A 19,860-nucleotide genomic window follows, 5' to 3' on the forward strand; every position below is an offset into this window, starting at 1 on the left:
TAAGAAGTCCGCAGGTATTTAGGCAGATAAGCGCACGACCGCTTGCGTAACTAAGTGTTTGCGTGGAGCAAACACTTAGTTACCCAAGATCAGATAGATATAATACGTCCGCCGCTTGCCTTGCGCAGGCGGTTCATAATGGCAGCCCCCAGTCCGACCGCCGCCGCCCCCTCGGCGAGGAGGGAGGTGACAGGCATATCGTCAAAATGGCGGAGTGCGTCGTAGAGACAGGATGCAAGTGCGCTGTGATTGCCGCGCGCCCCACAGTTATAGGTACGCTTTGCGGGGACAAGATCGGAGAGCACCGTTATGGTCTCATTGCTGGCAATCAACGCGGGACATTCGCCCGCAGCCGTGCGCCGCAGGAACTCCTCGCGCAGCGCTGCGGTGACATCAGCCCCCGCGCCCACGTAGACAGTGAGAGGGACGCGCGGCGCGTAGTGCGTGTACTTCATGCCGGGGGCGCGCGGTGCTTCGTCCTCTGCCATGAGCGCCGTATCCATGCGGACATCTGCGTGCGGCAGCTCTGCCACCATCATCTCGCGCGTGATGGCTCCGGGGCGCAGAATCGTGACGACACCCTCTTCCGTACAGTCGACAATCGTGGACTCCACGCCCAAGCGGCAGCTTCCGCCGTCGAGGATGAGCGGGATGCGTCCCGCCATATCCGCATAGACCATCGCCGCCGTCGTGGGACTCGGACGCCCCGAGGTATTCGCGGACGGCGCGGCAATCGGCACGCCCGCTGCGCGGATGAGGCGTCGCGCTATATCGTGGTCTGGACAGCGCACACCGACGGTCGAGAGCCCGCCCGTCACGATATCGGGGATATGCGGCGCTTTCGGCAGGATGACGGTGAGAGGTCCCGGTGCAAACGCCGTGAGGAGATGCGCCGCAAGCGACGGAACCTCAGAGGCAACGTCGTGTGCCATCGCGAGATCAGCGATATGGAGGATGAGCGGATTGTCGGAGGGGCGCCCTTTCGCCTCATAGATCCGTGCGCACGCCGCCGCGTCCAATCCGTTCGCACCGAGTCCGTAGACCGTCTCCGTCGGAAACGCAACGAGCGCACCGCTGCGAATCAGCGCGGCGACACGCTCGAAATCGGCGTCCGAGATGGGACGCAGAATCTCCGTATCCATGTGATCCCTCCTTTGAGATGTGATTCTAAAGCTCTTTGCCGTGCGAACTCCACGCAAACGCCTCGTTACGCAAGCGGTCGGGCACTTATCTGCCTAAATACCTGCGGACTTCTTAAACGCGCTTCGCTTGAACGAAAGAAATCCGCAGGGGGCAGAACGTTCCCTCGTTTCCGCTTGCTCCACTAGGGTTTGCTTAGGAGCATCGCACGGCTGCGATGCACTTTCTCGCTACGAACGTAAAGGATCGTGTCGTTTTTATTCGGTATATCCCACAACGACCCGCTCGATGCCGCCAAGATCCTTTTTAATCTCCGTGCACACAATGCGCGGATGCGCCGCCATCAGGTGCGCCACATCGCGTGCCTCATCAATGCCGACCTCGACGGCGAGCATACCGCCGTCCCGCAGAAGTGCGGGCGCATCCGCCGCGAGGCGGCGATAGATCGTCAGCCCATCGCGCCCGCCGTCGAGCGCGAGGTGCGGCTCATAGCTACGCACCTCGGGCATGAGGGTCGCAATATCCGCCGTCGGGATATACGGTGGATTCGAAAGAATCACGTCATAGCTCCGCCCCGCGAGCGGCGCAGTGAGATCACCCACATACACCTCGATGCGCTCCGCAAGCCCGAGCCGCGCCGCATTCTCCCGCGCAACCTCTGCCGCTGCGGGCGAGATGTCGACAGCATCCGCGCGCGTTCCCTCCGTATAGTGCAGGACGGAGAGCGCAATCGCCCCCGTCCCCGTGCCAATGTCCGCGATAGAGAGTTCATCGCCCCCTGCTACCGTCCGCGCACGCAGGAAGTCCACGGCACACTGCACGAGCAGTTCCGTATCGGGGCGCGGGATGAGCGTATCACGCGTCACGCAAAAGTCCAGCCCCATAAACTCACGCGTGCCGAGCACATAGGCGAGCGGCACATGCGCCGCCCGCTCCTTCACATGCGAGCGAAAGGCGGCAAGCTCCACAGGTTCGAGCGGCTCGTCGAAATGCACATAGAGGTACATCCGATCCTTGCCGAGCACCGCGCCGAGCAAGACCTCCGCATCAAGGCGCGGATTCTCGATGCCGTGCTCTCGAAAGAAATCCGTCGTCCACGTGAGGAGCCGCGCAATCGTCCAAACAGAATCCGCCATCAGTTCACCTGTTTCAGCCGCTCTGCCTGATCTGCCGTGATGAGCCCCGCAAGGATTTCATCCAGCTCACCGTCGAGCACGGCATCGATCTTGTAGAGTGTCAGCCCGATGCGATGATCGGTCACGCGCCCCTGCGGGAAGTTATATGTGCGGATGCGCTCGCTGCGATCGCCCGAGCCGACCTGACTGCGCCGATCTGCGGCAACGGCGTCTGCCTGCTCCTGCTGTGCGCGGTCGTAGAGACGCGCGCGCAGCACCTTCATCGCCTTCTCGCGGTTCTTGAGCTGCGACTTCTCGTCCTGACACTGCACGACGATGCCCGTCGGGATGTGTGTGATGCGAATTGCCGTCTCCGTGCGGTTGACGTACTGTCCGCCCGCTCCCGAGGCGCAGTAGGTGTCGATGCGTAGATCGTTTGCGTCGATCGTCACCTCGACCTCCTCCGCCTCGGGCAGGACGGCGACTGTAACCGCCGATGTGTGGATGCGCCCGCCCGACTCCGTGACGGGGATGCGCTGCACGCGGTGTGTGCCGCTCTCGTATTTCAGACGGCTGTATGCTCCTACGCCATTGACGAGAAACGAGATTTCCTTAAATCCGCCGATCTCCGTCGGATTGCTGGAGAGGATCTCCGTCCGCCAGCCCTGCCGCTCGGCATAGCGCGCATACATGCGGAAGAGGCTTGCCGCAAAGAGTGCCGCCTCCTCCCCGCCGACGCCGCCGCGAATCTCGACGATGACGTTCTTGTCGTCGTTCGGGTCGCGCGGCAGAAGGAGGATCGGCAGTTGCTCGGCAAGTCGGTCACGTTCCGCTTCTGCCTCGGCAATCTCCTCTGTGAGCATCTCCTTCATCTCGGCATCGGCTTCGGAGAGCATTTCCCTGTCCTCTTCTATGGTCGCGAGCGCTGCCCGATAGGCGTCATACGCCTCCACAATCGGCGTGAGCGCCGCGTGCTCGCGCGTATAGCGCTGCCATTTTGCCATATCTGCCATCACGGCGGGGTCGCTCAGGAGCGCCTCGAGTTCATGATATTTATCCGCAACGGCGTTCAGTTTGCTTAACACGTTACTTCCTTTCGGTAGTTCCCACTGCCTTCGGGGATGTCTTCGGGCGGCAGCACTGCCTTCAGCGACTCGATTGCGACCTCGACCATCTCATCGGCGGGCGGGCGCGTCGTCAGATATTGCAGCCACAGTCCGGGCGTAATCAAAATGTGGACAATGCGGTTTTCGCTGCGCCCCGCAAAGCGGATGATCTCGTAGGAGACGCCCGCGACCACGGGCAGGACGGCGAGGCGGCTCAGGATGCGCAGCCAGAGGTCAGGCCAGCCAAAGAACACGTGAAAGACGATGGCAACAACCATGACAATGAGGAGGAAGTTTGTGCCGCAGCGCGGATGCAGGCGCGGGAATTTCTGCACGTTCTCCACGGTCAACGCCTCGCCCGACTCGTAGCAGTGGATGGTCTTGTGCTCCGCACCGTGGTACTGGAACACACGACGAATCCCGCCCATAAACGAGATGCCCCAGATGTAGAGGAGGAATACGAGCAGGCGAATACCGCCCTCGATGAGGTTGAATACGACAGGGTCGTCCGTGTACGCCGCCGCGAGATGCGCCGCGCCCGTCGGGATGACGATGAAGAGCACGCTCGCGAGGACGAGCGCGAAGAGGATGGTCATGGCGATCTCCTTCGTCGTCATCTTCTCCTCCTCCTCGCCAGCCGCCTGTGCGGAGAATGAGAGGGCGCGCATGCCGATGACGAGGGATTCCACCATGATGACGGAGCCGCGAATGAGCGGCAGGTTGAGGATCGGATAGCGGTCACGGATCGAGGTGACGGGGTGCGTCTCCACGGCGATTTCACCATTCGGAAGTCGCACAGCAGTCGCGGTCTTTGCCGCGTCGCGCATCATGACCCCCTCGATGACCGCCTGTCCGCCGACTGCGAGGTCGGTAATTTTCTTTGGCATAGTTTTCCTTTACAGTATCAAAAAAGAGACTATCACACGATCTCTCGTGCAATAGCCCCTCCCTGTTGTCGTGCAGTAAACAGGCAAGGCGCACAGCACCTCACCATGGTCACTACTTCCGTGCGTAGCGCTTCTGGAACTTCTCGATGCGCCCGCCCGCCTGAACGTCACGCTGACGCCCCGTGAAGAACGGATGGCACTTCGAACAGACATCGATGCGCAGATCCTGCTTCGTCGAGCCCGTCGTGAACGTATTGCCGCAGCCGCACGTCACCGTCGCCTCGAAGAACTCGGGATTAATGCCCTCTTTCATGTAAATACACCTCGTTTCTTTTTGCCGGATACAAGCGCGCTTGTGCACGCTTGGTTGAACTCGGCATGTCTTGCCGAGAACGAGTCATGGAAACAAACGCCCTGCGTTCATTACCGCGCAAGTATAGCATAAAACAGCGCGTCGTGCAAGCATTTACTCCAGCTTGCTGTGGATGATACGCGCGAGACGCGTGCCGAAGAAGAAATTCCAGATCCACTTGATCGAGACCGTAAAGTCCGCATAGCGTCCCGCGAGACGGACGAGATGGACGAGCATCCACGCGAACCACGCAAAGAATCCCTTCGCCTTGAGCATGAAGCCGAGCCCGGGCATGGGGCCATTCATGACCGCCTCGCCTCGGCCGATCGTCGCCATGGCGCCGAGGTCATGATAGACGAACTTCTCCAACTGATCCGGTGTCTTACCCGCGATCAGCGCCATAATGTTCTTCTTGACCTGCATTGCCTCCTGCGTCGCTACGGGTGCGACCGTCGGGAGCGGACGCTCGAGACCGCCGTGCTGGAAGTTCGCACAGTCGCCGATCGCAAAGATGCGGTCACTGCCCTTTACGAGCAGATTTTCCTCCACGATGACGCGCCCCGCGCGATCCACCTCTGCGCCGCAGTCCTTGATGAAGTCCTGCGCGCGCACGCCTGCCGCCCAGATGACAGTCTTCGTCGGGATGACTTCGCCATTGTTCAGCTTCAGATCGTTGCCGTCATACTCCGTGACCGCCGTATTGAGGCGCACGTCGACGCCCTTCTTGCGCAGTACGTCGATTGTATGCTGCTGCAGATCGGGCGGCACCATCGGCAGGACGGAGCCCATCGCCTCGAGGAGGGTGACGTGAACCTCCTTGAAGTCAATCGTATGGAACTCCTTCTTGAAGATGTCGATGAGCTCCATCAGTGCGCCCGCCATCTCGATGCCCGTCGCGCCGCCGCCGACGATGACGAAGTTCAGATGGCGCTGACGCGCCTCCCACTGATCGGGGCCGCACTTGCGCGCAGCGCGCTCGAATTCATGGATGATGTGCCCGCGCAGCGCAATCGCCTCCTGCAGCGTCTTCATTGCATAGGAATTGCGTGCAACGCTCTCATTTCCGAAGAAATTCGTTGTCGCGCCCGCCGCAAGCACGAGGTAGTCATAGGAAATCTCGCCGTGCTTCGTGATAAGCACGCGGCGCTCCTGATCGATATCGAGCGCCTTGGACATATAGAAATTCACATTCTTGTTGTTCTTGAAAAACTGGCGCGTGGGATAGGCAATCTCCGACGCGGAGAGGACAGCCGTACTCACCTGATAGAGGAGCGGCTGAAAGAGATGATAGTTGTGCCGATCCACGAGTGTGACCCGCACATTTTCCTTCGCGAGTTCCTTGGCAAGAGTCACGCCTCCGAACCCGGCGCCGACGATGACAATGTGTTTTTGATCTGCCATATTAACCCCACTCCTTTGTTTAATAGTGAAAAAAATCACATAGTTAAATATTTTTTCACTGCTCGAAATGTGATATGAGTAATTTTCCCCTCATGGGGTACATCATACCACGTTTTACAGGAAATTCAATAGGATTTTTTTCACGGACAGGTGGCATTTGCACTGTATACATTGCATACGTCACAGCGCATCATGCAGACTGCATCTTCGCGCGCCGCATGCGATCCTCGATGATGCGCAGGCGGATCATGAGCATGACTGCGCCGACGATGATGCCGCCGTTCAGCCCCGCCCAGTAGCCGAAGGGGCCGAGCTCCGTCCAGCCCGCGAGCACGTAGCCGCTCGGCAGACCGATGCCCCAGAACGAGAGCACGGCGAGCCAGAACGTGACCGTGACATCCTTGTAGCCGCGCAGCGCCCCCTGCAGAGGTGCATTCACGCAGTCACAGAACTGCATGACGAGTGCATAGAGAAGGAAGACGCGCAGGAGTTCCTGCACCTCCGGGTTCGTCGTATAGAGCGCCGCCACGGAGTCGCGCATCGCTGCAAGCCCGAGGGCAATCACGCCGACGAAGACGAGTGTGAGCACGCGGCTGAGACGGATGTAGGCGCGCGCGCCGTTCTCACGTCCGCCGCCGACCTCGAAGCCCACGAGGATCGTGATTGCCATGGAGACCGAGAGTGGCAGCATATAGACAATCGTGGTGAAGTTCATCGCCGCCTGATGTGCAGCAACCACAGTCGTCCCGTATGCCGCCATGAGGATACCAACTGCGCCAAAGATGCTCTGCTCGCAGAACACCGTGAGTCCAATCGGGATGCAGATCTTGAGCAGCACCCACCAGTCACCGAGAATTGGACGCGGCAGACGTGCAAATACATGATAGCGTGCAAACTGTTTGATCCGGAGGACGACAATGCTGTTCAGCACGAGAAAAACGCCGTAGCTCAGCGCCGCACCAAGCCCCGCGCCGGGTCCGCCGAGCGGCTCAATCCCGCACGCGCCGTACATAAAGATATAGTTGAGAACGATGTTGATCGGAATCGTCGTCATCGTGATATACATTGTGAGACGCGTCCGCCCGTGCGCATCGATGAAGTTGCGCAGAACGATCGCGGGCGCAACAGGAATAAGTCCGAGGGCGATGTAGGACAGATACTCCATCGTAATACGCTCGACCACGGGCTCAAGATGCAGCGCGTGCACGAGCGCTGGAACCGTCAGCACACCGCACACAAGCAGGAACACAGCAAGAAGCGTCGCCCAGTAGAAGCTCTGCTGGACGACGCGCCGAATCTCGCGTGTCTGCCCCGCACCATAATGCTGTGCAATGACGGGAGTCAGCCCCGAGACGAGTCCCATAAAAGCCCCGAACACGGGAAAGAAGATGCTCGCGCCGACAGCAATCCCTGCAAGATCTTCCTTGCTGATATGTCCCGCCATGACCGTGTTGAAGAAGCCCGGCGCCATGAGGGAGATCTGCGTGATGAGGATCGGAAGGAGCACGATGAAGAACTGGCGCGCACGCGCCGGATAGCCGTGAACTTCCTGCAAATGCTCCCTCCTCTCCTAAATATCATCCAAAGTAATCAGCAATCCCGTCCGCAATGCCCTGTGCAATCTTCTTGATGCCCGTCTCGCTGTTCATCATCTTCTCCTCATCCGGATTCGAGATAAAGGAGATCTCCACAAGAATTGCGGGCATGTCCGTATGTTTCACCACATAGAAATTACACGACTGCGTCCCTCGGTCAACGGTACCGATGGCATCGATCAGTGCTGTACGCACGCTGTCGGCGAGTTGTTTTGACTGCTTCGTCCCCTTCGTGTAGTAATACGCCGTCGTCCCCTTCACCTCGCGATTTGTGAAGGCATCGGCATGAATCGAAAGGAAGATGTCCGCATTTGCACGGTTCGCAATCTCACAGCGCGCCTCGAGTTCCTCAACAGAGGTGGCATTTGCCCCCTTGGACGAGACCTCCGTATCGCCCGTACGCGTAAGGATGACCGTCGCCCCCTCCGCTTCGAGGAGGCGCTTGAGCTCGCGGCTGACACGCAGGGTTACAGACTTCTCCATGATGCCCGTCGGGCCGATCGCGCCCGAGTCACTGCCGCCGTGCCCTGGGTCGATGGCGATCTTACGCCCCTTCATCCCTGTAATGGCATCCAGATCGCGGTCAATCTGATCCCGCGTGTCCTCTTCGTCCTCATCCGTCTGTGACGGCGGTGCGGGTACGGGCTTCTCCGTCTCCTGTTCGGGCTTTTTCGCAGGCTTCGGGGAGGGCGCTGCGCCAAAGTCCATGACGATGCGTGGTTTCCCCTCGTTGAGGGAGAAGATTTTCCACCCCCCCTTGTCCACTGAGGTTTCCACGACAATGCGCACTGTTGTCGCGTCGAACTGCGCTACGCGCACGGCGGAGACGAGGGAGGAGTCTACGGAGATATTCTTCTTCGCCTCGGGCGCAATCCACGCATTCTGGATGTCCAGCACAATGCGCGTCGGATTCGACAGCACAGACTGCTTGTAGGAGACGGGGCGGTCGGCATCGATGACGATGCGGACATTCCCATCCGTCTTTCCGATGCGAACGCCCGCAATCTTCGTCAGGTCCTTCGCACGGTCACTGAACGCCGCCTCCGCAGAATGCGCAGCGAAGGTGACCCCAAGGACAGCGACAAGCACGACAGTAAGCAGTAAAAATATACGGTGCAAGAGTATCCCCCCAATATCAAACGGATAAAAACCTGCGAAGCAGCTGAAAGGCAACTTCGCAGGTTCTCTCCATCCTATGTTGTATTTCCCAATTCCCTATTGCTGTGGCTCTGCTTCCTCGCCCTGCTCCACACCGGGCACGGCTGCGGCAGCTGCATTGCGCGCATTCTTTGTACGCTGCGGCACACCCTCATAGATGATCTGCGTGATCTGGGCGGCGCGCTCGGGCTCGAATGCTGCCATGACCTTAGCTGCATTCCCCTCGTCCATGCGCTGGAGGATCGCAATGCAGAGATCGATATCAAGACTCTCCATGACCTTTGCCGCATCCGCCGCCTTCATATCGTTGTAAAGACGCGCAAGCTTTGTCACGCGCTTCTTCTCCGCCGCCTCGCGTTCCTTCTGCTGCTTTTCGATCTCCTCTTTCGTGATCTTCACAGTCTCGGGAGCCTTTTTCGACGCGGCAGCGGCGGCAGCTCCCGCAGGAGCAGGTGCTGCGGTCTCCGCAGGTGCAGCCGCATGATCCCTACCTGCCGGCGGGACAAAGTACTCGCCGATGATGGGCAGTTCGTGCAGGCCGTACTCCTCATTGAGCGCCTGCGTATCAAAGAGCCGGAGATAGACGCCGAGCGCGAAGCCGCCCGCGATCAGTACGAGGAGTAAGATCAGTATGAATAGGATCTTCAATTTCTTCCGCATGGAATCCCTGCCCTCTTTCTCTTCCCCTTATTATACACGATTTATTCGCTCAGCGATAGATGTCCAGAACGCTCGACACGTAGTTCTGCGTCTCTGCATAGGGCGGAACGCCGCCGTAGGCCTTCACCGCATTTGGCCCCGCATTGTAGGCGGCAACTGCCTTCTTCACGTCGCCGTCAAAGGTGTCGAGCATCTCGCGCAGATACTTTGCACCGCCCTCGACATTGCTCTTCATATCGTAGGGATTGACGCCAAGCCCCGCAGCCGTCTCTGGCATCAGCTGCATGACGCCGACCGCGCCCGCAGGCGAGACGGCATTCTGATCGCCGCCGGACTCGACCTCCGCGACTGCAGAGATGAGCTTCGGATCGACGGCATATTTCGTCGCCGCCGTGTGAATCATGCGTGCAAGGTCGGGATTGGCAAAGTTCTCCTGCGCGGAGGCCGTCGCCTGATGGGCGGCAGAGCTCTCCTGCACGCGCTGCGCCGCATGTGCCTTGCCTGCCGCAGTCGTGACATTCTTGTCGATCTCCTGCTGCAGCTTTGATGCAAAATCCATGCCCGGAAGCTGCTGATTCTGAAGGGAGAACTGTCCCTCAATCTCCGCAATGCGCGCCTGTATCTGCTGGACGCCCGAAAGATCCATCATACTGCTTCCTCCAATTCCCTATTTCGCATGGTCAGCTGCAGGCCGATCTCGTCGAGCATCTTCTGCTCCTCCTGCAAGACCTCCGCCTTGTATTCTGCAAGGCGCTTTTCCTTCAGTTTTTCGATGCTCTTGAGGGCACTCATCTGCTCCATGAGCACCTTGAGCCGCTTCTGCCGCTCGGCGTTCGCCTGCAGGATCACCTGCTGCTGATCCTCGATCTGCTGACGCTTCCATCCAAAGAAGCGGTTGAAGCTCATGAGTGTGCCGATCTTGATCCGCGTGCCCTCTTTCGAGAGGTTCTCGTAGTCGAGCTGCCCCTGATGCATCTCCTCAAGCAGCTGCCGTTGATAGCCGCGGGCATCCTCGAGACGGCGCACAGCCTCGGCGAAGGCAACCTCTGCCTCCTCCTTCTTCATGCGCGTCACCTTGAGCAGGGTCTCGAGCTGAAATCGAAATTTTTTCATGATGCTGCCTCAGCGCTCGGTGCTGCGGATGCCGCAGCCTTGCCCACGGCGGAGAGCAGGCGCTGCTCCGTCTCCTCGTAGGAGGTCACTTCGTAAATGTCCTGACAGAGGAATTCGTTGATGCCGTCAATCCGCTGGATTGCGGCGTCAATCTTCGGGCTCGAGCCCTTGACATATGCCCCGATGTGGATGAGATCCTCCGCCTCGCTGTAGACCGCCATGAGCTGGCGCATCTCCTGCGCCGCCTCGAGATGGCTCTTGTCGACAACCTCGTACATGACGCGGCTGACGCTGCCGAGCACATCGATCGCGGGGAAGTGGTTCTGCGCCGCAATCCTCCGTGAGAGCACGATATGCCCGTCGAGGATGGAGCGCACAGCGTCCGCAATCGGCTCATTCATATCATCGCCGTCCACGAGGACGGTATAGATGCCTGTAATCGATCCCTTCTCGCTCGTGCCCGCGCGCTCGAGGAGGCGGGGCAGCATGGCAAAGACGGACGGCGTATAGCCACGCGTCGCGGGCGGCTCGCCGATCGTGAGTCCGACCTCGCGCTGTGCCATCGCAAAGCGCGTGACGGAGTCCATCATAAGCACGACCTTGTGACCCTGATCGCGGAAATACTCGGCGATCGCCGTACCCGTCATCGCCCCCTTGATGCGGACGAGCGCGGGCTGATCGGAGGTCGCCACGACGACAACGGAGCGCTTCAGCCCCTCCTCGCCAAGGTCGCGCTCGATGAAGTCGCGCACCTCGCGACCGCGCTCACCCACGAGGGTGATGACGCTGATGTCCGCCTCGGTATTGCGTGCGACCATCGAGAGCAGCGTGGACTTGCCGACGCCCGACCCCGCCATGATGCCGATGCGCTGCCCGTCGCCGAGCGTAATCAGCCCGTCGATCGCGCGCACGCCGACGTAGAGGTTGTCGTGAATACGCGGGCGCGTCAGCGGCGGCGGTGGCGGTGCCTGCAGCGGATACTCTTCCTTTGCGAGGATCGGTCCCTTGCCGTCGATGGGGTTGCCGAGACCGTCGAGCACACGCCCAAGCAGCTCCGGCCCCACCTTCACGCGCAGGCGGCGTCCCGTTGCGATGACCTCACAGCCGGGACCGATGCCCTGCATCTCGCCGACGGGCATGAGGAGTACGCTCCCCTCACGGAAGCCCACGACCTCCGCCGGGATCGGCGGCAGTCCCGCAAAATGCGAGCTCACATAGCAGAGCTCCCCAACGGTGACCGTCGGCCCCTGCGACTCGATGACGAGCCCGATGATCTGAGTCACCTTGCCTGTCAGCTTCATCGGGGAAGCGGCGTGCAGGGCATCCCGAAATTTATGGATATCTATGGAAAATGGGGGATTCCCCCCCGTTTCACTCATATTCATAACATAACTTCCCGCACAGCTTTTTTCAGCTGTTCGATCTGTGTCTGAAGCCGCGCGTCCACGCTGCCGTTCGGGGTCTCCACGAGGCAGTCGCCAGGCTTCAGCCCATCGTCGGAGGTGATCGTCAGATTCGAGTCCCCTGCCGTCAGTATGCTGCGCAGTTCATCGCGCGCCATCAACACGAAGTCATAGCTCTGCGGAGGAACGTGAACAACGATCTCCTTCTGATCCTTGACGCGCAGGATGGCATCGCGCACAATGGGCAGAACCATCTGGGGCACGTCGATGAAATGCTGCGGCAGGACGCGCTCGACCGCTGTCATGGCGATCGATACGATGTCCTCCTCTGCATTCACCACATAGTCACGGATGGCATCACGCGCATCGCGCAGGGTCTTCTCCGCCTGTGCGTTGGTCTGGCGGATAAGCTCTGCCATCTCCTCGCGCACAGCGGCTTTCCCCGCCTCACGACCTGCAGCAAAGCCCTCCTCATGCCCCTTGGCACGAGCCTTTTCGCGATCCTGTTCGATCTTTGTCTGCGCCTCACTAAGAAGCCGCTCGCGTTCCTCCTCGGCTTCCCCGCGAAGGACTGCAACGTGGATCTCCGCCTCCTTGACGCGCTCATCCATCGCCTGCTCACGCTCTGCAATGCGCGCGAGCAGATTCTGAACGGCCTCTTCGCTCAGCCCTTCCTCCTCACCATCCTCACGGGGCGGTGGCGGTGGGGGCGGCACGTCGATGAGATGGGGATTCTCTTCCCAGACGGCTGCCTTGATAACTCTAGACAATCATCTCGTCTCCCTTGCCACGCGAAATCACAATCTCGCCCTTGTCCTCGAGTGCGCGGATAACGCCGACAACCTTCTGCTGCGCCTCCTCGACATCGCGGATCTTGACCGGCCCCATGAACTCAATCTCCTCACGCAGCATATCGGCAGCGCGGGTCGACATATTCTTGAATACCTTCTCCGCAACTTCCTGTGGCGTTGCCTTGAGTGCAAGCGAGAGATCCTTCGTCTCGACCTGGCGCAAAACAAGCTGCAGCGAACGATCATCGATCTGGACAATGTCCTCGAAGACGAACATGAGCTTCTTGATCTCCTCGGCCAGTTCGGGATTGTCAACCTCGAGGGTCTCGACAATCGCCTTCTCCGTCGTGCGGTCGACGCGGTTGAGCACCTCGACGATTGCCTTGATGCCGCCCGCCGATGTGAAGTCCTGCGTGACCATCGAGGACAGTTTCCTCTCGAGCACGCGCTCGACCTCACGGATGAAGTCCGGCGACGTGCGGTCCATCATAGCCACGCGCTTCGTGACCTCGACCTGCGACTCCGGTGGGAGCGCCCCAAGGACGATGGCCGCCTGATCGGGATCGAGATACGCCATGATGAGCGCGATGGTCTGCGGATGTTCGTTCTGAATGAAGTTAAGCAGCTGCGCAGGATCTGTCTTGCGCAGGAAGTCGAAGGGACGCACCTGCAGACTCGTCGTGAGACGATTGATGATCTCAAGCGCCTTGTCGGGACCGAGAGCCTTCTCCAGGACGTTCTGCGCATACTGCAGACCGCCCGAGGAGATGTAGTCCTGCGCCATGCACATGGAGTAGAACTCGGCGATGACCTCCGCCTTGAGTGCGGCGGAGACCTGCTTCTGATTTGCGATCTCGAGCGTCAAATGCTCGATCTCATCGTCATCCATATGCTGGAAGAGCTTTGCCGAGTACTCCGGGCCGATGGCGATGAAGAGGATCGCCGCTTTCTGCTGATTGGACAGATCACCGCTGCCATACATATCCGGCATACTTACTCCTCCTCCGAAAGCCACGTCTTAACGAGGAGTGCAACCTCTTCCGGCTTGCTGTCGATGAGTGCGAGCAGCGCGAGTTTCTGGTTCATCTGCTGCTGCTCCTCCTCGGAGAGGTCTTCTTCCTCGACCTCGCCCGCTGCAATCGCTGCGGCACGCTCCTCTGCGATACGCTCCTCTTCGAGACGCTGTGCCTCTTCGGCAGCCTCGCGCTCGAGACGCTTCTTGCGGCGATACATGAGGATGCCGCCGACGATGAGGGCAATGAGGAGCAGGGCAAGTGCAACCTGCGTATAGAAAATGCGATCCTGACGATCCTTCTCCGCCTGTTCCTCTGCGGCGCGGCGCTCTGCTGCCTCCGTGCTGAATGGTAGGGGCTCGACGGAAATCGTATCACCGCGCGACGGGTTAATACCGGCCGCGCTGCTCACCGTGCGCAGGATACTCTCCTGCTGCGGCTGCGTTACATCGTCATTGACAAGAACAGCGACCGTCAGACGACGAATTGACCCCGGGGAGGCGATGACGTGCTGACGCTCTTCGTTGATCTCGTAGTTCTTTGTGGATTCCTTTTTCTCATACTCGGCATTCGCATTCGTCTCCTGCTCGACATAGCCGGGGACGTTGCTCTGCACGCCCGCAGGGCCACCTGGATTCGTAGAACTGCCGACATAGCTCTCGGAGATATCCTGCTGACTGCGAATAATGCCCGCGTCGTCCACAACAGGTGTGAAGGTCTGACGATCCGTCAGGCGGTCGTCAAAGTCAAGTTCCACGCTGACGCGTGCAAAGGCACGTCCCTCGCCAAGGGTCTGGTCGAGCAGGGACTGCACCTTCTTCTCGATGTTGTCCTGCACCTTGCGCGTCATATCGAGCTGGGTGAGCGTCTTAACGCCGATGGACTTCTCATCCTGATCGTCGGGATCGTTCAAGATCTTGCCTGTATCATCGACAATCGTGATATTCTCGGGCGTCAGCCCCTTGATGCTGTGCGCTGCAAGGTTGACAATGCCCTTGATCTCCTTCTTCGTCAGCTCCGCATTGGGCTTGAGGCGTAGCATAATGGAAGCCGTTGCAGGCTTCTCTTCTTTTTTATAGAGGCTGTCCTCAGGCAGCACAATATGAACACGTGCCTTCTCAACCGCCTCGAGCTGTTCGATCGTACGCGTCAGCTCGCCCTGCAACGCCTGCAGGTAGTTGACACGGTTCTGGAACTCGGTGACGCCGAGCTTGCTGTCATCGAAGATCTCAAAGCCCTTGTTCCCACGCGGAAGCCCCTGCGTTGCAAGGTTAAGACGTGCCTCGTGGACATTTGTCGTCGGCACAAGAATCGTCGTGCCCGACTTGTTCTCCTGTACCTCGTAGGTGATCTTCGATTCGCGCAGCTGGTTGGCGACCTCACCCGCATCCTTGGTCTCCATATCCGTAAACAGCGGCACCATATCGGGCTTGCTGCCGTACCAGAAGCTCAGACCAAAGATGAGGACGAGAATCGCGAGCGCCGAGCCGAGCATGATGTAGCGCTGGCGCTTGTCAAAGCGGTTCCACAAGGCAAGGCCGCGCTCTTTCCACTCTCCCATAATCTCTTTCCCTTCAAGTCATCACGGTTATGCAACGTCTCCTGCGAGGCGTGCGAAAACGACAGGCAATCCTTATACCTGCATCCGCATGATTTCCTGATAGGCAGCCACAGCACGATTGCGCAGCTGCAATGTCAGCTGCAGTGCAATCTCTGCCTTCTGCCCTGCCACGACGACCTGAGAGACATCCGAGATTTCGCCCGCCGCGAGCAGCTTGTTCTGCTTGTCTGATTCGAGTTGGAGCTGATTGACCTCGGAGAGGGCATCCTTCAGATAGGTTCCGAAGCTCTTCGGCGGCTCTTTTTCGATGGTCTCGCCCAGATGACTGGTTGCGTGCATCGTAACGGGGGTCATTTGCAGTGCTTGTACTTCCATATACATTGATCTCCCTTAAAACGTGCCCAGTAATCAGCTATTTCCGCCAATGCGAAGCGCCGCGGTCACCATGGATTTTGCCGCATTAATTGTCGTTGTATTCGCTTCGTAGGCACGGGACGCCGAAATCATGTCCACCATCTCTGCGACGATGTTGACATTTGGACGCTCCACATAGCCTTCCGCATTTGCATCGGGATGACCCGGCTCATAGACAAGTGTTCCCTGCGTTCGATCCGTTTCGATCGAAACCGCACGCACGCCATCGCCGGGACGCATACGGTTCGAAGCACGTGCAAGGAAGGACTCAAACCCTATGCCCGCCCCCTTCTCACGCGGCTGGAAGACCACGTAGCGGCGATGGTAGGCACCTCCGCCCTGTGCGCGCGTCGTGTTAGCATTTGCGATATTGTTGGAGATCACGTCCATGCGTAGCCGCTCTGCCGTAAGACCGGAAGCTGCTGCATCAATTCCCAAAAACATTCCCATATCGTGCCCTCCCTACATCAGCTGCCCTGGCCGCTGTTGATAACGCTCTTCAGCTTGCTGATGTGCCCGCCGAGCGCCGTTGCCAGCGCGCTGTAATACAGCTGGTTTTTTGCTACCTCAGCCATCTCAATATCAATGTCCACGTTGTTCCCATCCAGACGCATATTGGTCGTTGCATCCTGCTCGATCACAGGACGCGCCTTTCCGCGAAAGGCGATGGGCATATGCCGATCATGCGTGCGCACAACCTTCATCAGAGGATTGTCGTCCAGCCCAAGTTCTTGCTTCAGCAAGTCTTCAAAGCGGACATGACTCCGCCTGAAGTACGGTGTGTTCACGTTGGCAATGTTATTGCTGAGCACCTCATGCCGAAGGGATGCTGCCGCCATCGCACGGCTGCCAATGTCAATCGTCGGAGTGTTTACCAGCTGCTCAAGCATCAAACGTCACGTTCCTTTCCCCATATTTTATGCGCACAGGAAAAAACTGCACACAAAACAGATATATAGTTATTTCTACATTCCTAAAAAAAATCCTTTTCATTCTAACATTTTTCTCAAAAAAAATGAAGTCCGGATTTGAAGGTATCTGTAAAAATTTAAGGAGTGGCTAAGCGCGTGCTGGAACTGCCGCATCGACGTGGAGACTCTTGACGAGAATATCAACTTCATGCACAACCATGCCCGTCATGCGCTCGATCTCCTCCTGCAGGTCTTTGCGCAGCGTCTCCATGGTCTCTGCAATCGCATACCCATAGGCAAATACCACTTCGAGCGAAACCGTGATGCCCAGATCATCATCGCCGCTGACGATATGTTCCACATGCGTTCTGACGACACGATAGACATGCTCGAGTTTCTCCGCAACAATGTGGATAATGCTCTTGATGACCGAGTCGTCAATGACGAGCTTGCCGTAGTAGCTGAACACGGGGCGTACAATGGAGCGCTCTCCCAGGCGGCGCCGTTTCGACGAGGAGGTCTTGAAGAAACTCTTGATCGGATCGATGAGATACCCCGAGAAATGCGGCTTGAGCTCGATTGTCGGCACGGGAATGATGTGCTCTCCTTTGCGGAGGCGGTGATACTGCGCGAGCTCCATGTCCCTCTTTGAGGCAATGTCCTCGATGCGGATGATCTTGCTGACAGGTCCGATTTTGAGCGCCTTTGCAATCTTCTGCACCATGTTCTCGGACGTTCCAAGGATGAGGATGCGCCGCGGCAGGGTCTCGGCAATCGCGCGGCGCACATCGGAGGCGTGCCCCGGCAGGACGAAGATGGCACGGCGCACTGCCATGATCCGATTCTTCTCCTTCTTCGCCGAATATCCACCGACAACCTTTCCATCTTTGATCAGAATGCCATCATCGATGATGGCGTCCGCACCGTTCTTCTGGGCGACCCACAGGGCGCGGTGGCTTTTGCCGGTGCCGCTTGGACCGACAAGTGCGATAACGTCCATTGTGTTTCTCCTCTCACAGGCTCACATATGCTGCGGCGGACGGTAGAAATTCTCCGCGTAGATGTCTTCAATCGTAAACTTACCAACGGCGTCCGGCTCTCGTCCCGCAAAGCCGCGATAATCCGAGCCGCCGGATACGAGTAGCCCGTACTTCTGTGCAACATCCAGATAGTGCTGCGTGTCCCGCACGTCATACGACGGATAGAACGCCTCAATGCCGCCCATCCCCTGCTGAGCGATGCGTTCCACAGCAGCCTCATCCCCGATCGCCTTTGGATTGGCCAGCACGGGGATACCTCCTGCCCCCTTGATCAGTGCGACAATCTCCTCAATCGGGAGGTAAAAATGGGGCACATAGGCGGGTCGTCCACGCTTTAGAAGCTGATCAAAGCAGGCGCGTATCGAGTCGAAGTAGCCCTTTTTGACGAGGACACGTGCCACATGAGAGCGCCCGACCGCCTTGCAGAGCCCCTCGTCCGTCAGCACCTCGGTCTCACCAATCTCATAGCCAATATCCTTCAGGCGCTCCACAATCTCCGTGAAGCGCGTCCAGCGAGCCTCGCTGATCTCTTCGAGCTTTTCCTGAAGCCCGGCATCATAGATATCAATATTATAGCCTAAAATATGAATCTCGTTCTGTCCATCTCCCGTGCTGAATCCTACACCGGGGATAATGTGAAGACTGCCGGAGGCATAATGTCCGCTCTCATAGAGCGCCGTGACCCCCTCTACACTGTCGTGATCCGTGATGGCGATATAACGCAGCCCCGCAGCCTTTGCCGCCTCCACGATCTCCTCTGGCGTATCCTTGCCGTCGGAGAAGGTCGTATGAATATGCAAATCGCTTGGCATAGTATTCTCCTCGATCAGTCCTCTTGGCGGAGCAAGATGCGCTCGATCAGCGGCGCACGCCGCCCATTCGGTTCGATGTCCACAATCACAGCGGCATACTCCGCCGCCCCCTCCGCCATCTCAAAGCGTACGGGCATCCCCGTTCTGAATTTCTGAATCACAATCTCCTTGCGTACGCCAAGGATGGAATCACACGCGCCGACCATGCCGAGATCCGTAATATATGCCGTTCCGCCGGGCAGAATCTGCTCATCTGCCGTCTGCACATGCGTATGTGTTCCGACCACGATATCTGCACGTCCATCTAAATAATGCCCCATCGCGAGCTTCTCCGAAGTGGTTTCCGCATGGAAGTCGAGCACGATGACATCCGCCTGCCCCCTAATCTCCGCCAGAATGTCGTCCGCCTTTTGAAAGGGGCAGTCGAGCGCGGGCATAAATGAGCGCCCTGAGAGATTCATTACGGCGATGTTCACGGCCTTGAACGGGAAGATGCAGTACCCCTGCCCCGGCGTCCCCTCCGGATAGTTCGCAGGACGCACGAGGTAGGGCTCATCGTCCACAAAGGCGAAGACATCTTTCTTGTCCCAGACGTGATTGCCCGCAGTCACAATATCGGCACCGCCCGCATAGAGCTCATCCAGAGCTTTGCGCGTGAACCCCTTGCCGCCTGCAGAATTCTCTCCGTTGACGATGACTACATCAATCCTGCGCTCCGCTCTGAGGCGCGGCGTAATCGCGCGAAAAGCACGCCGTCCCGCACGTCCGACCACGTCACCGACCAGCATAATGCGCACGGCACAGCCTCCCATCTTCTTTACCGATTATAGACAACCACCTGATCGCGCTCGCGTATGCCGATCAAGCGGTCACGCAGCGGGATCTCGCGCACCGCCATCAACATGCGCTCCAGCGTCTCATGCTGCAGGGTGCGGAACTCAGCGTCAAGCGCCTCCGCGCCGTGTGGGTCGACGAGCAGTGCCTCGCCAAAGCGCTCCGTGAGGAGCTGAACCGTGAGGCTCAGTTCCCGCTCCGAGAGCTCATCCATCCGCCGTGAGAGGTGGAGGATCGTCAGCACATCGTGCTGCTCGTACGAAAAATCCATCTCACTCGCCGCGCCGCCCTCGATCACATAATAGGTCTCAATGCTCTCGGCGAGAAACGCGGCAAAATCCTCGATTTCTGACGGATCAAGGCGTGCACGTACGACGAAGTCCATCGTCAGCAGCTCCTGCCGTGGCTCATAGGAAACCGCTTCAATCTCAGGGAAACAGACGAGGACGGAGGCGAGCAGCTGCACACCGGGGCGTGCCTGCTCGCTTCTCGTACGTCCACCGCTGCGCCCTGAAAAACATCTTCGCAGAAAATCAAACATGGCATCAACCCCC

22 protein-coding genes are annotated in these 19,860 nt (G+C 58.7%); all 22 read right to left on the reverse strand.

What is annotated here, in order from left to right:
* Positions 1 to 89: 89 nt before the first annotated feature.
* Positions 90 to 1,142, reverse strand: coding sequence for an L-threonylcarbamoyladenylate synthase (locus tag HMPREF9163_RS07390; protein WP_009441125.1), 1,053 nt, complete (start codon positions 1,140 to 1,142; stop codon positions 90 to 92).
* Positions 1,143 to 1,397: 255 nt separating this feature from the next.
* Complete coding sequence (gene prmC / locus HMPREF9163_RS07395; RefSeq protein ID WP_009441127.1) at positions 1,398 to 2,276, reverse strand: peptide chain release factor N(5)-glutamine methyltransferase; 879 nt, start codon at positions 2,274 to 2,276, stop codon at positions 1,398 to 1,400.
* Positions 2,276 to 3,340: a peptide chain release factor 1 gene (gene prfA, locus HMPREF9163_RS07400; RefSeq protein WP_009441128.1), complete on the reverse strand. Its 1,065-nt coding sequence runs from the start codon at positions 3,338 to 3,340 to the stop codon at positions 2,276 to 2,278. The genes prmC and prfA overlap by 1 nt, the downstream gene beginning before the upstream one ends.
* Positions 3,334 to 4,248, reverse strand: coding sequence for a DUF1385 domain-containing protein (locus tag HMPREF9163_RS07405; protein WP_009441129.1), 915 nt, complete (start codon positions 4,246 to 4,248; stop codon positions 3,334 to 3,336). Before HMPREF9163_RS07405 ends, prfA begins: the two co-directional genes overlap by 7 nt.
* Before the next feature lie 112 nt (positions 4,249 to 4,360).
* On the reverse strand, positions 4,361 to 4,561 hold the full coding sequence (gene rpmE / locus HMPREF9163_RS07410; protein ID WP_009441130.1) for a 50S ribosomal protein L31: 201 nt from the start codon (positions 4,559 to 4,561) through the stop codon (positions 4,361 to 4,363).
* Between the two features lie 153 nt (positions 4,562 to 4,714).
* The gene (locus tag HMPREF9163_RS07415) at positions 4,715 to 6,001 is read right to left on the reverse strand and encodes an NAD(P)/FAD-dependent oxidoreductase (protein WP_009441131.1); all 1,287 of its coding nucleotides are present in this window, start codon (positions 5,999 to 6,001) and stop codon (positions 4,715 to 4,717) included.
* A 190-nt stretch (positions 6,002 to 6,191) separates the two neighbouring features.
* Entirely contained in the window at positions 6,192 to 7,556 is a 1,365-nt protein-coding gene (locus HMPREF9163_RS07420; protein ID WP_009441132.1) for an MATE family efflux transporter, read from the reverse strand.
* A gap of 22 nt (positions 7,557 to 7,578) precedes the next feature.
* Positions 7,579 to 8,715, reverse strand: a complete 1,137-nt coding sequence (locus tag HMPREF9163_RS07425; RefSeq protein ID WP_037346623.1) for an N-acetylmuramoyl-L-alanine amidase — start codon at positions 8,713 to 8,715, stop codon at positions 7,579 to 7,581.
* A 96-nt stretch (positions 8,716 to 8,811) separates the two neighbouring features.
* On the reverse strand, positions 8,812 to 9,414 hold the full coding sequence (locus HMPREF9163_RS07430; protein ID WP_009441134.1) for a MotE family protein: 603 nt from the start codon (positions 9,412 to 9,414) through the stop codon (positions 8,812 to 8,814).
* A gap of 49 nt (positions 9,415 to 9,463) precedes the next feature.
* Positions 9,464 to 10,063, reverse strand: coding sequence for a lytic transglycosylase domain-containing protein (locus HMPREF9163_RS07435; protein WP_009441135.1), 600 nt, complete (start codon positions 10,061 to 10,063; stop codon positions 9,464 to 9,466).
* Positions 10,060 to 10,527: a flagellar export protein FliJ gene (gene fliJ, locus HMPREF9163_RS07440; RefSeq protein ID WP_009441136.1), complete on the reverse strand. Its 468-nt coding sequence runs from the start codon at positions 10,525 to 10,527 to the stop codon at positions 10,060 to 10,062. The genes HMPREF9163_RS07435 and fliJ overlap by 4 nt, the downstream gene beginning before the upstream one ends.
* Positions 10,524 to 11,912, reverse strand: coding sequence for a flagellar protein export ATPase FliI (gene fliI / locus HMPREF9163_RS07445; protein WP_009441137.1), 1,389 nt, complete (start codon positions 11,910 to 11,912; stop codon positions 10,524 to 10,526). The genes fliJ and fliI overlap by 4 nt, the downstream gene beginning before the upstream one ends.
* Entirely contained in the window at positions 11,909 to 12,700 is a 792-nt protein-coding gene (locus tag HMPREF9163_RS07450; RefSeq protein WP_009441138.1) for a FliH/SctL family protein, read from the reverse strand. The genes fliI and HMPREF9163_RS07450 overlap by 4 nt, the downstream gene beginning before the upstream one ends.
* Positions 12,693 to 13,712, reverse strand: a complete 1,020-nt coding sequence (gene fliG / locus HMPREF9163_RS07455; RefSeq protein WP_009441139.1) for a flagellar motor switch protein FliG — start codon at positions 13,710 to 13,712, stop codon at positions 12,693 to 12,695. Before fliG ends, HMPREF9163_RS07450 begins: the two co-directional genes overlap by 8 nt.
* Before the next feature lie 2 nt (positions 13,713 to 13,714).
* Positions 13,715 to 15,295, reverse strand: a complete 1,581-nt coding sequence (gene fliF, locus HMPREF9163_RS07460) for a flagellar basal-body MS-ring/collar protein FliF (RefSeq protein WP_009441140.1) — start codon at positions 15,293 to 15,295, stop codon at positions 13,715 to 13,717.
* Positions 15,296 to 15,367: 72 nt separating this feature from the next.
* The gene (fliE, locus tag HMPREF9163_RS07465; protein WP_009657114.1) at positions 15,368 to 15,670 is read right to left on the reverse strand and encodes a flagellar hook-basal body complex protein FliE; all 303 of its coding nucleotides are present in this window, start codon (positions 15,668 to 15,670) and stop codon (positions 15,368 to 15,370) included.
* A 33-nt stretch (positions 15,671 to 15,703) separates the two neighbouring features.
* Positions 15,704 to 16,159 carry a flagellar basal body rod protein FlgC gene (gene flgC, locus HMPREF9163_RS07470; protein WP_009441142.1) on the reverse strand — a complete coding sequence of 152 codons (456 nt, stop codon included), beginning with the start codon at positions 16,157 to 16,159 and terminating at the stop codon, positions 15,704 to 15,706.
* A 17-nt stretch (positions 16,160 to 16,176) separates the two neighbouring features.
* Complete coding sequence (gene flgB, locus HMPREF9163_RS07475) at positions 16,177 to 16,599, reverse strand: flagellar basal body rod protein FlgB (RefSeq protein WP_009441143.1); 423 nt, start codon at positions 16,597 to 16,599, stop codon at positions 16,177 to 16,179.
* A 169-nt stretch (positions 16,600 to 16,768) separates the two neighbouring features.
* The gene (locus tag HMPREF9163_RS07480; protein ID WP_009441145.1) at positions 16,769 to 17,620 is read right to left on the reverse strand and encodes an Asp23/Gls24 family envelope stress response protein; all 852 of its coding nucleotides are present in this window, start codon (positions 17,618 to 17,620) and stop codon (positions 16,769 to 16,771) included.
* 21 nt (positions 17,621 to 17,641) lie between these two features.
* Positions 17,642 to 18,472 carry a PHP domain-containing protein gene (locus HMPREF9163_RS07485; RefSeq protein WP_009441146.1) on the reverse strand — a complete coding sequence of 277 codons (831 nt, stop codon included), beginning with the start codon at positions 18,470 to 18,472 and terminating at the stop codon, positions 17,642 to 17,644.
* Positions 18,473 to 18,486: 14 nt separating this feature from the next.
* The gene (locus HMPREF9163_RS07490; protein WP_037346629.1) at positions 18,487 to 19,269 is read right to left on the reverse strand and encodes a TIGR00282 family metallophosphoesterase; all 783 of its coding nucleotides are present in this window, start codon (positions 19,267 to 19,269) and stop codon (positions 18,487 to 18,489) included.
* A 20-nt stretch (positions 19,270 to 19,289) separates the two neighbouring features.
* On the reverse strand, positions 19,290 to 19,847 hold the full coding sequence (locus HMPREF9163_RS07495) for a hypothetical protein (protein ID WP_037346631.1): 558 nt from the start codon (positions 19,845 to 19,847) through the stop codon (positions 19,290 to 19,292).
* Between the last annotated feature and the right edge of the window lie 13 nt (positions 19,848 to 19,860).

This window comes from Selenomonas sp. oral taxon 138 str. F0429, assembly GCF_000318175.2.
Lineage (GTDB): Bacteria > Bacillota > Negativicutes > Selenomonadales > Selenomonadaceae > Centipeda > Centipeda timonae.

Bases quoted from the DNA above. Each gene is read 5' to 3' on its own strand.
- HMPREF9163_RS07480 (WP_009441145.1), bottom strand. From the start codon at position 17,620: ATGGACGTTATCGCACTTGTCGGTCCAAGCGGCACCGGCAAAAGCCAC.
- HMPREF9163_RS07390 (WP_009441125.1), bottom strand. From the start codon at position 1,142: ATGGATACGGAGATTCTGCGTCCCATCTCGGACGCCGATTTCGAGCGT.
- HMPREF9163_RS07495 (WP_037346631.1), bottom strand. From the start codon at position 19,847: ATGTTTGATTTTCTGCGAAGATGTTTTTCAGGGCGCAGCGGTGGACGT.
- HMPREF9163_RS07430 (WP_009441134.1), bottom strand. From the start codon at position 9,414: ATGCGGAAGAAATTGAAGATCCTATTCATACTGATCTTACTCCTCGTA.
- fliE (WP_009657114.1), bottom strand. From the start codon at position 15,670: ATGGAAGTACAAGCACTGCAAATGACCCCCGTTACGATGCACGCAACC.
- HMPREF9163_RS07405 (WP_009441129.1), bottom strand. From the start codon at position 4,248: ATGCCAAAGAAAATTACCGACCTCGCAGTCGGCGGACAGGCGGTCATC.
- HMPREF9163_RS07485 (WP_009441146.1), bottom strand. From the start codon at position 18,472: ATGCCAAGCGATTTGCATATTCATACGACCTTCTCCGACGGCAAGGAT.
- prmC (WP_009441127.1), bottom strand. From the start codon at position 2,276: ATGGCGGATTCTGTTTGGACGATTGCGCGGCTCCTCACGTGGACGACG.
- rpmE (WP_009441130.1), bottom strand. From the start codon at position 4,561: ATGAAAGAGGGCATTAATCCCGAGTTCTTCGAGGCGACGGTGACGTGC.
- fliF (WP_009441140.1), bottom strand. From the start codon at position 15,295: ATGGGAGAGTGGAAAGAGCGCGGCCTTGCCTTGTGGAACCGCTTTGAC.
- fliI (WP_009441137.1), bottom strand. From the start codon at position 11,912: ATGAATATGAGTGAAACGGGGGGGAATCCCCCATTTTCCATAGATATC.
- HMPREF9163_RS07415 (WP_009441131.1), bottom strand. From the start codon at position 6,001: ATGGCAGATCAAAAACACATTGTCATCGTCGGCGCCGGGTTCGGAGGC.
- HMPREF9163_RS07435 (WP_009441135.1), bottom strand. From the start codon at position 10,063: ATGATGGATCTTTCGGGCGTCCAGCAGATACAGGCGCGCATTGCGGAG.
- flgC (WP_009441142.1), bottom strand. From the start codon at position 16,159: ATGGGAATGTTTTTGGGAATTGATGCAGCAGCTTCCGGTCTTACGGCA.
- fliJ (WP_009441136.1), bottom strand. From the start codon at position 10,527: ATGAAAAAATTTCGATTTCAGCTCGAGACCCTGCTCAAGGTGACGCGC.
- fliG (WP_009441139.1), bottom strand. From the start codon at position 13,712: ATGCCGGATATGTATGGCAGCGGTGATCTGTCCAATCAGCAGAAAGCG.
- flgB (WP_009441143.1), bottom strand. From the start codon at position 16,599: ATGCTTGAGCAGCTGGTAAACACTCCGACGATTGACATTGGCAGCCGT.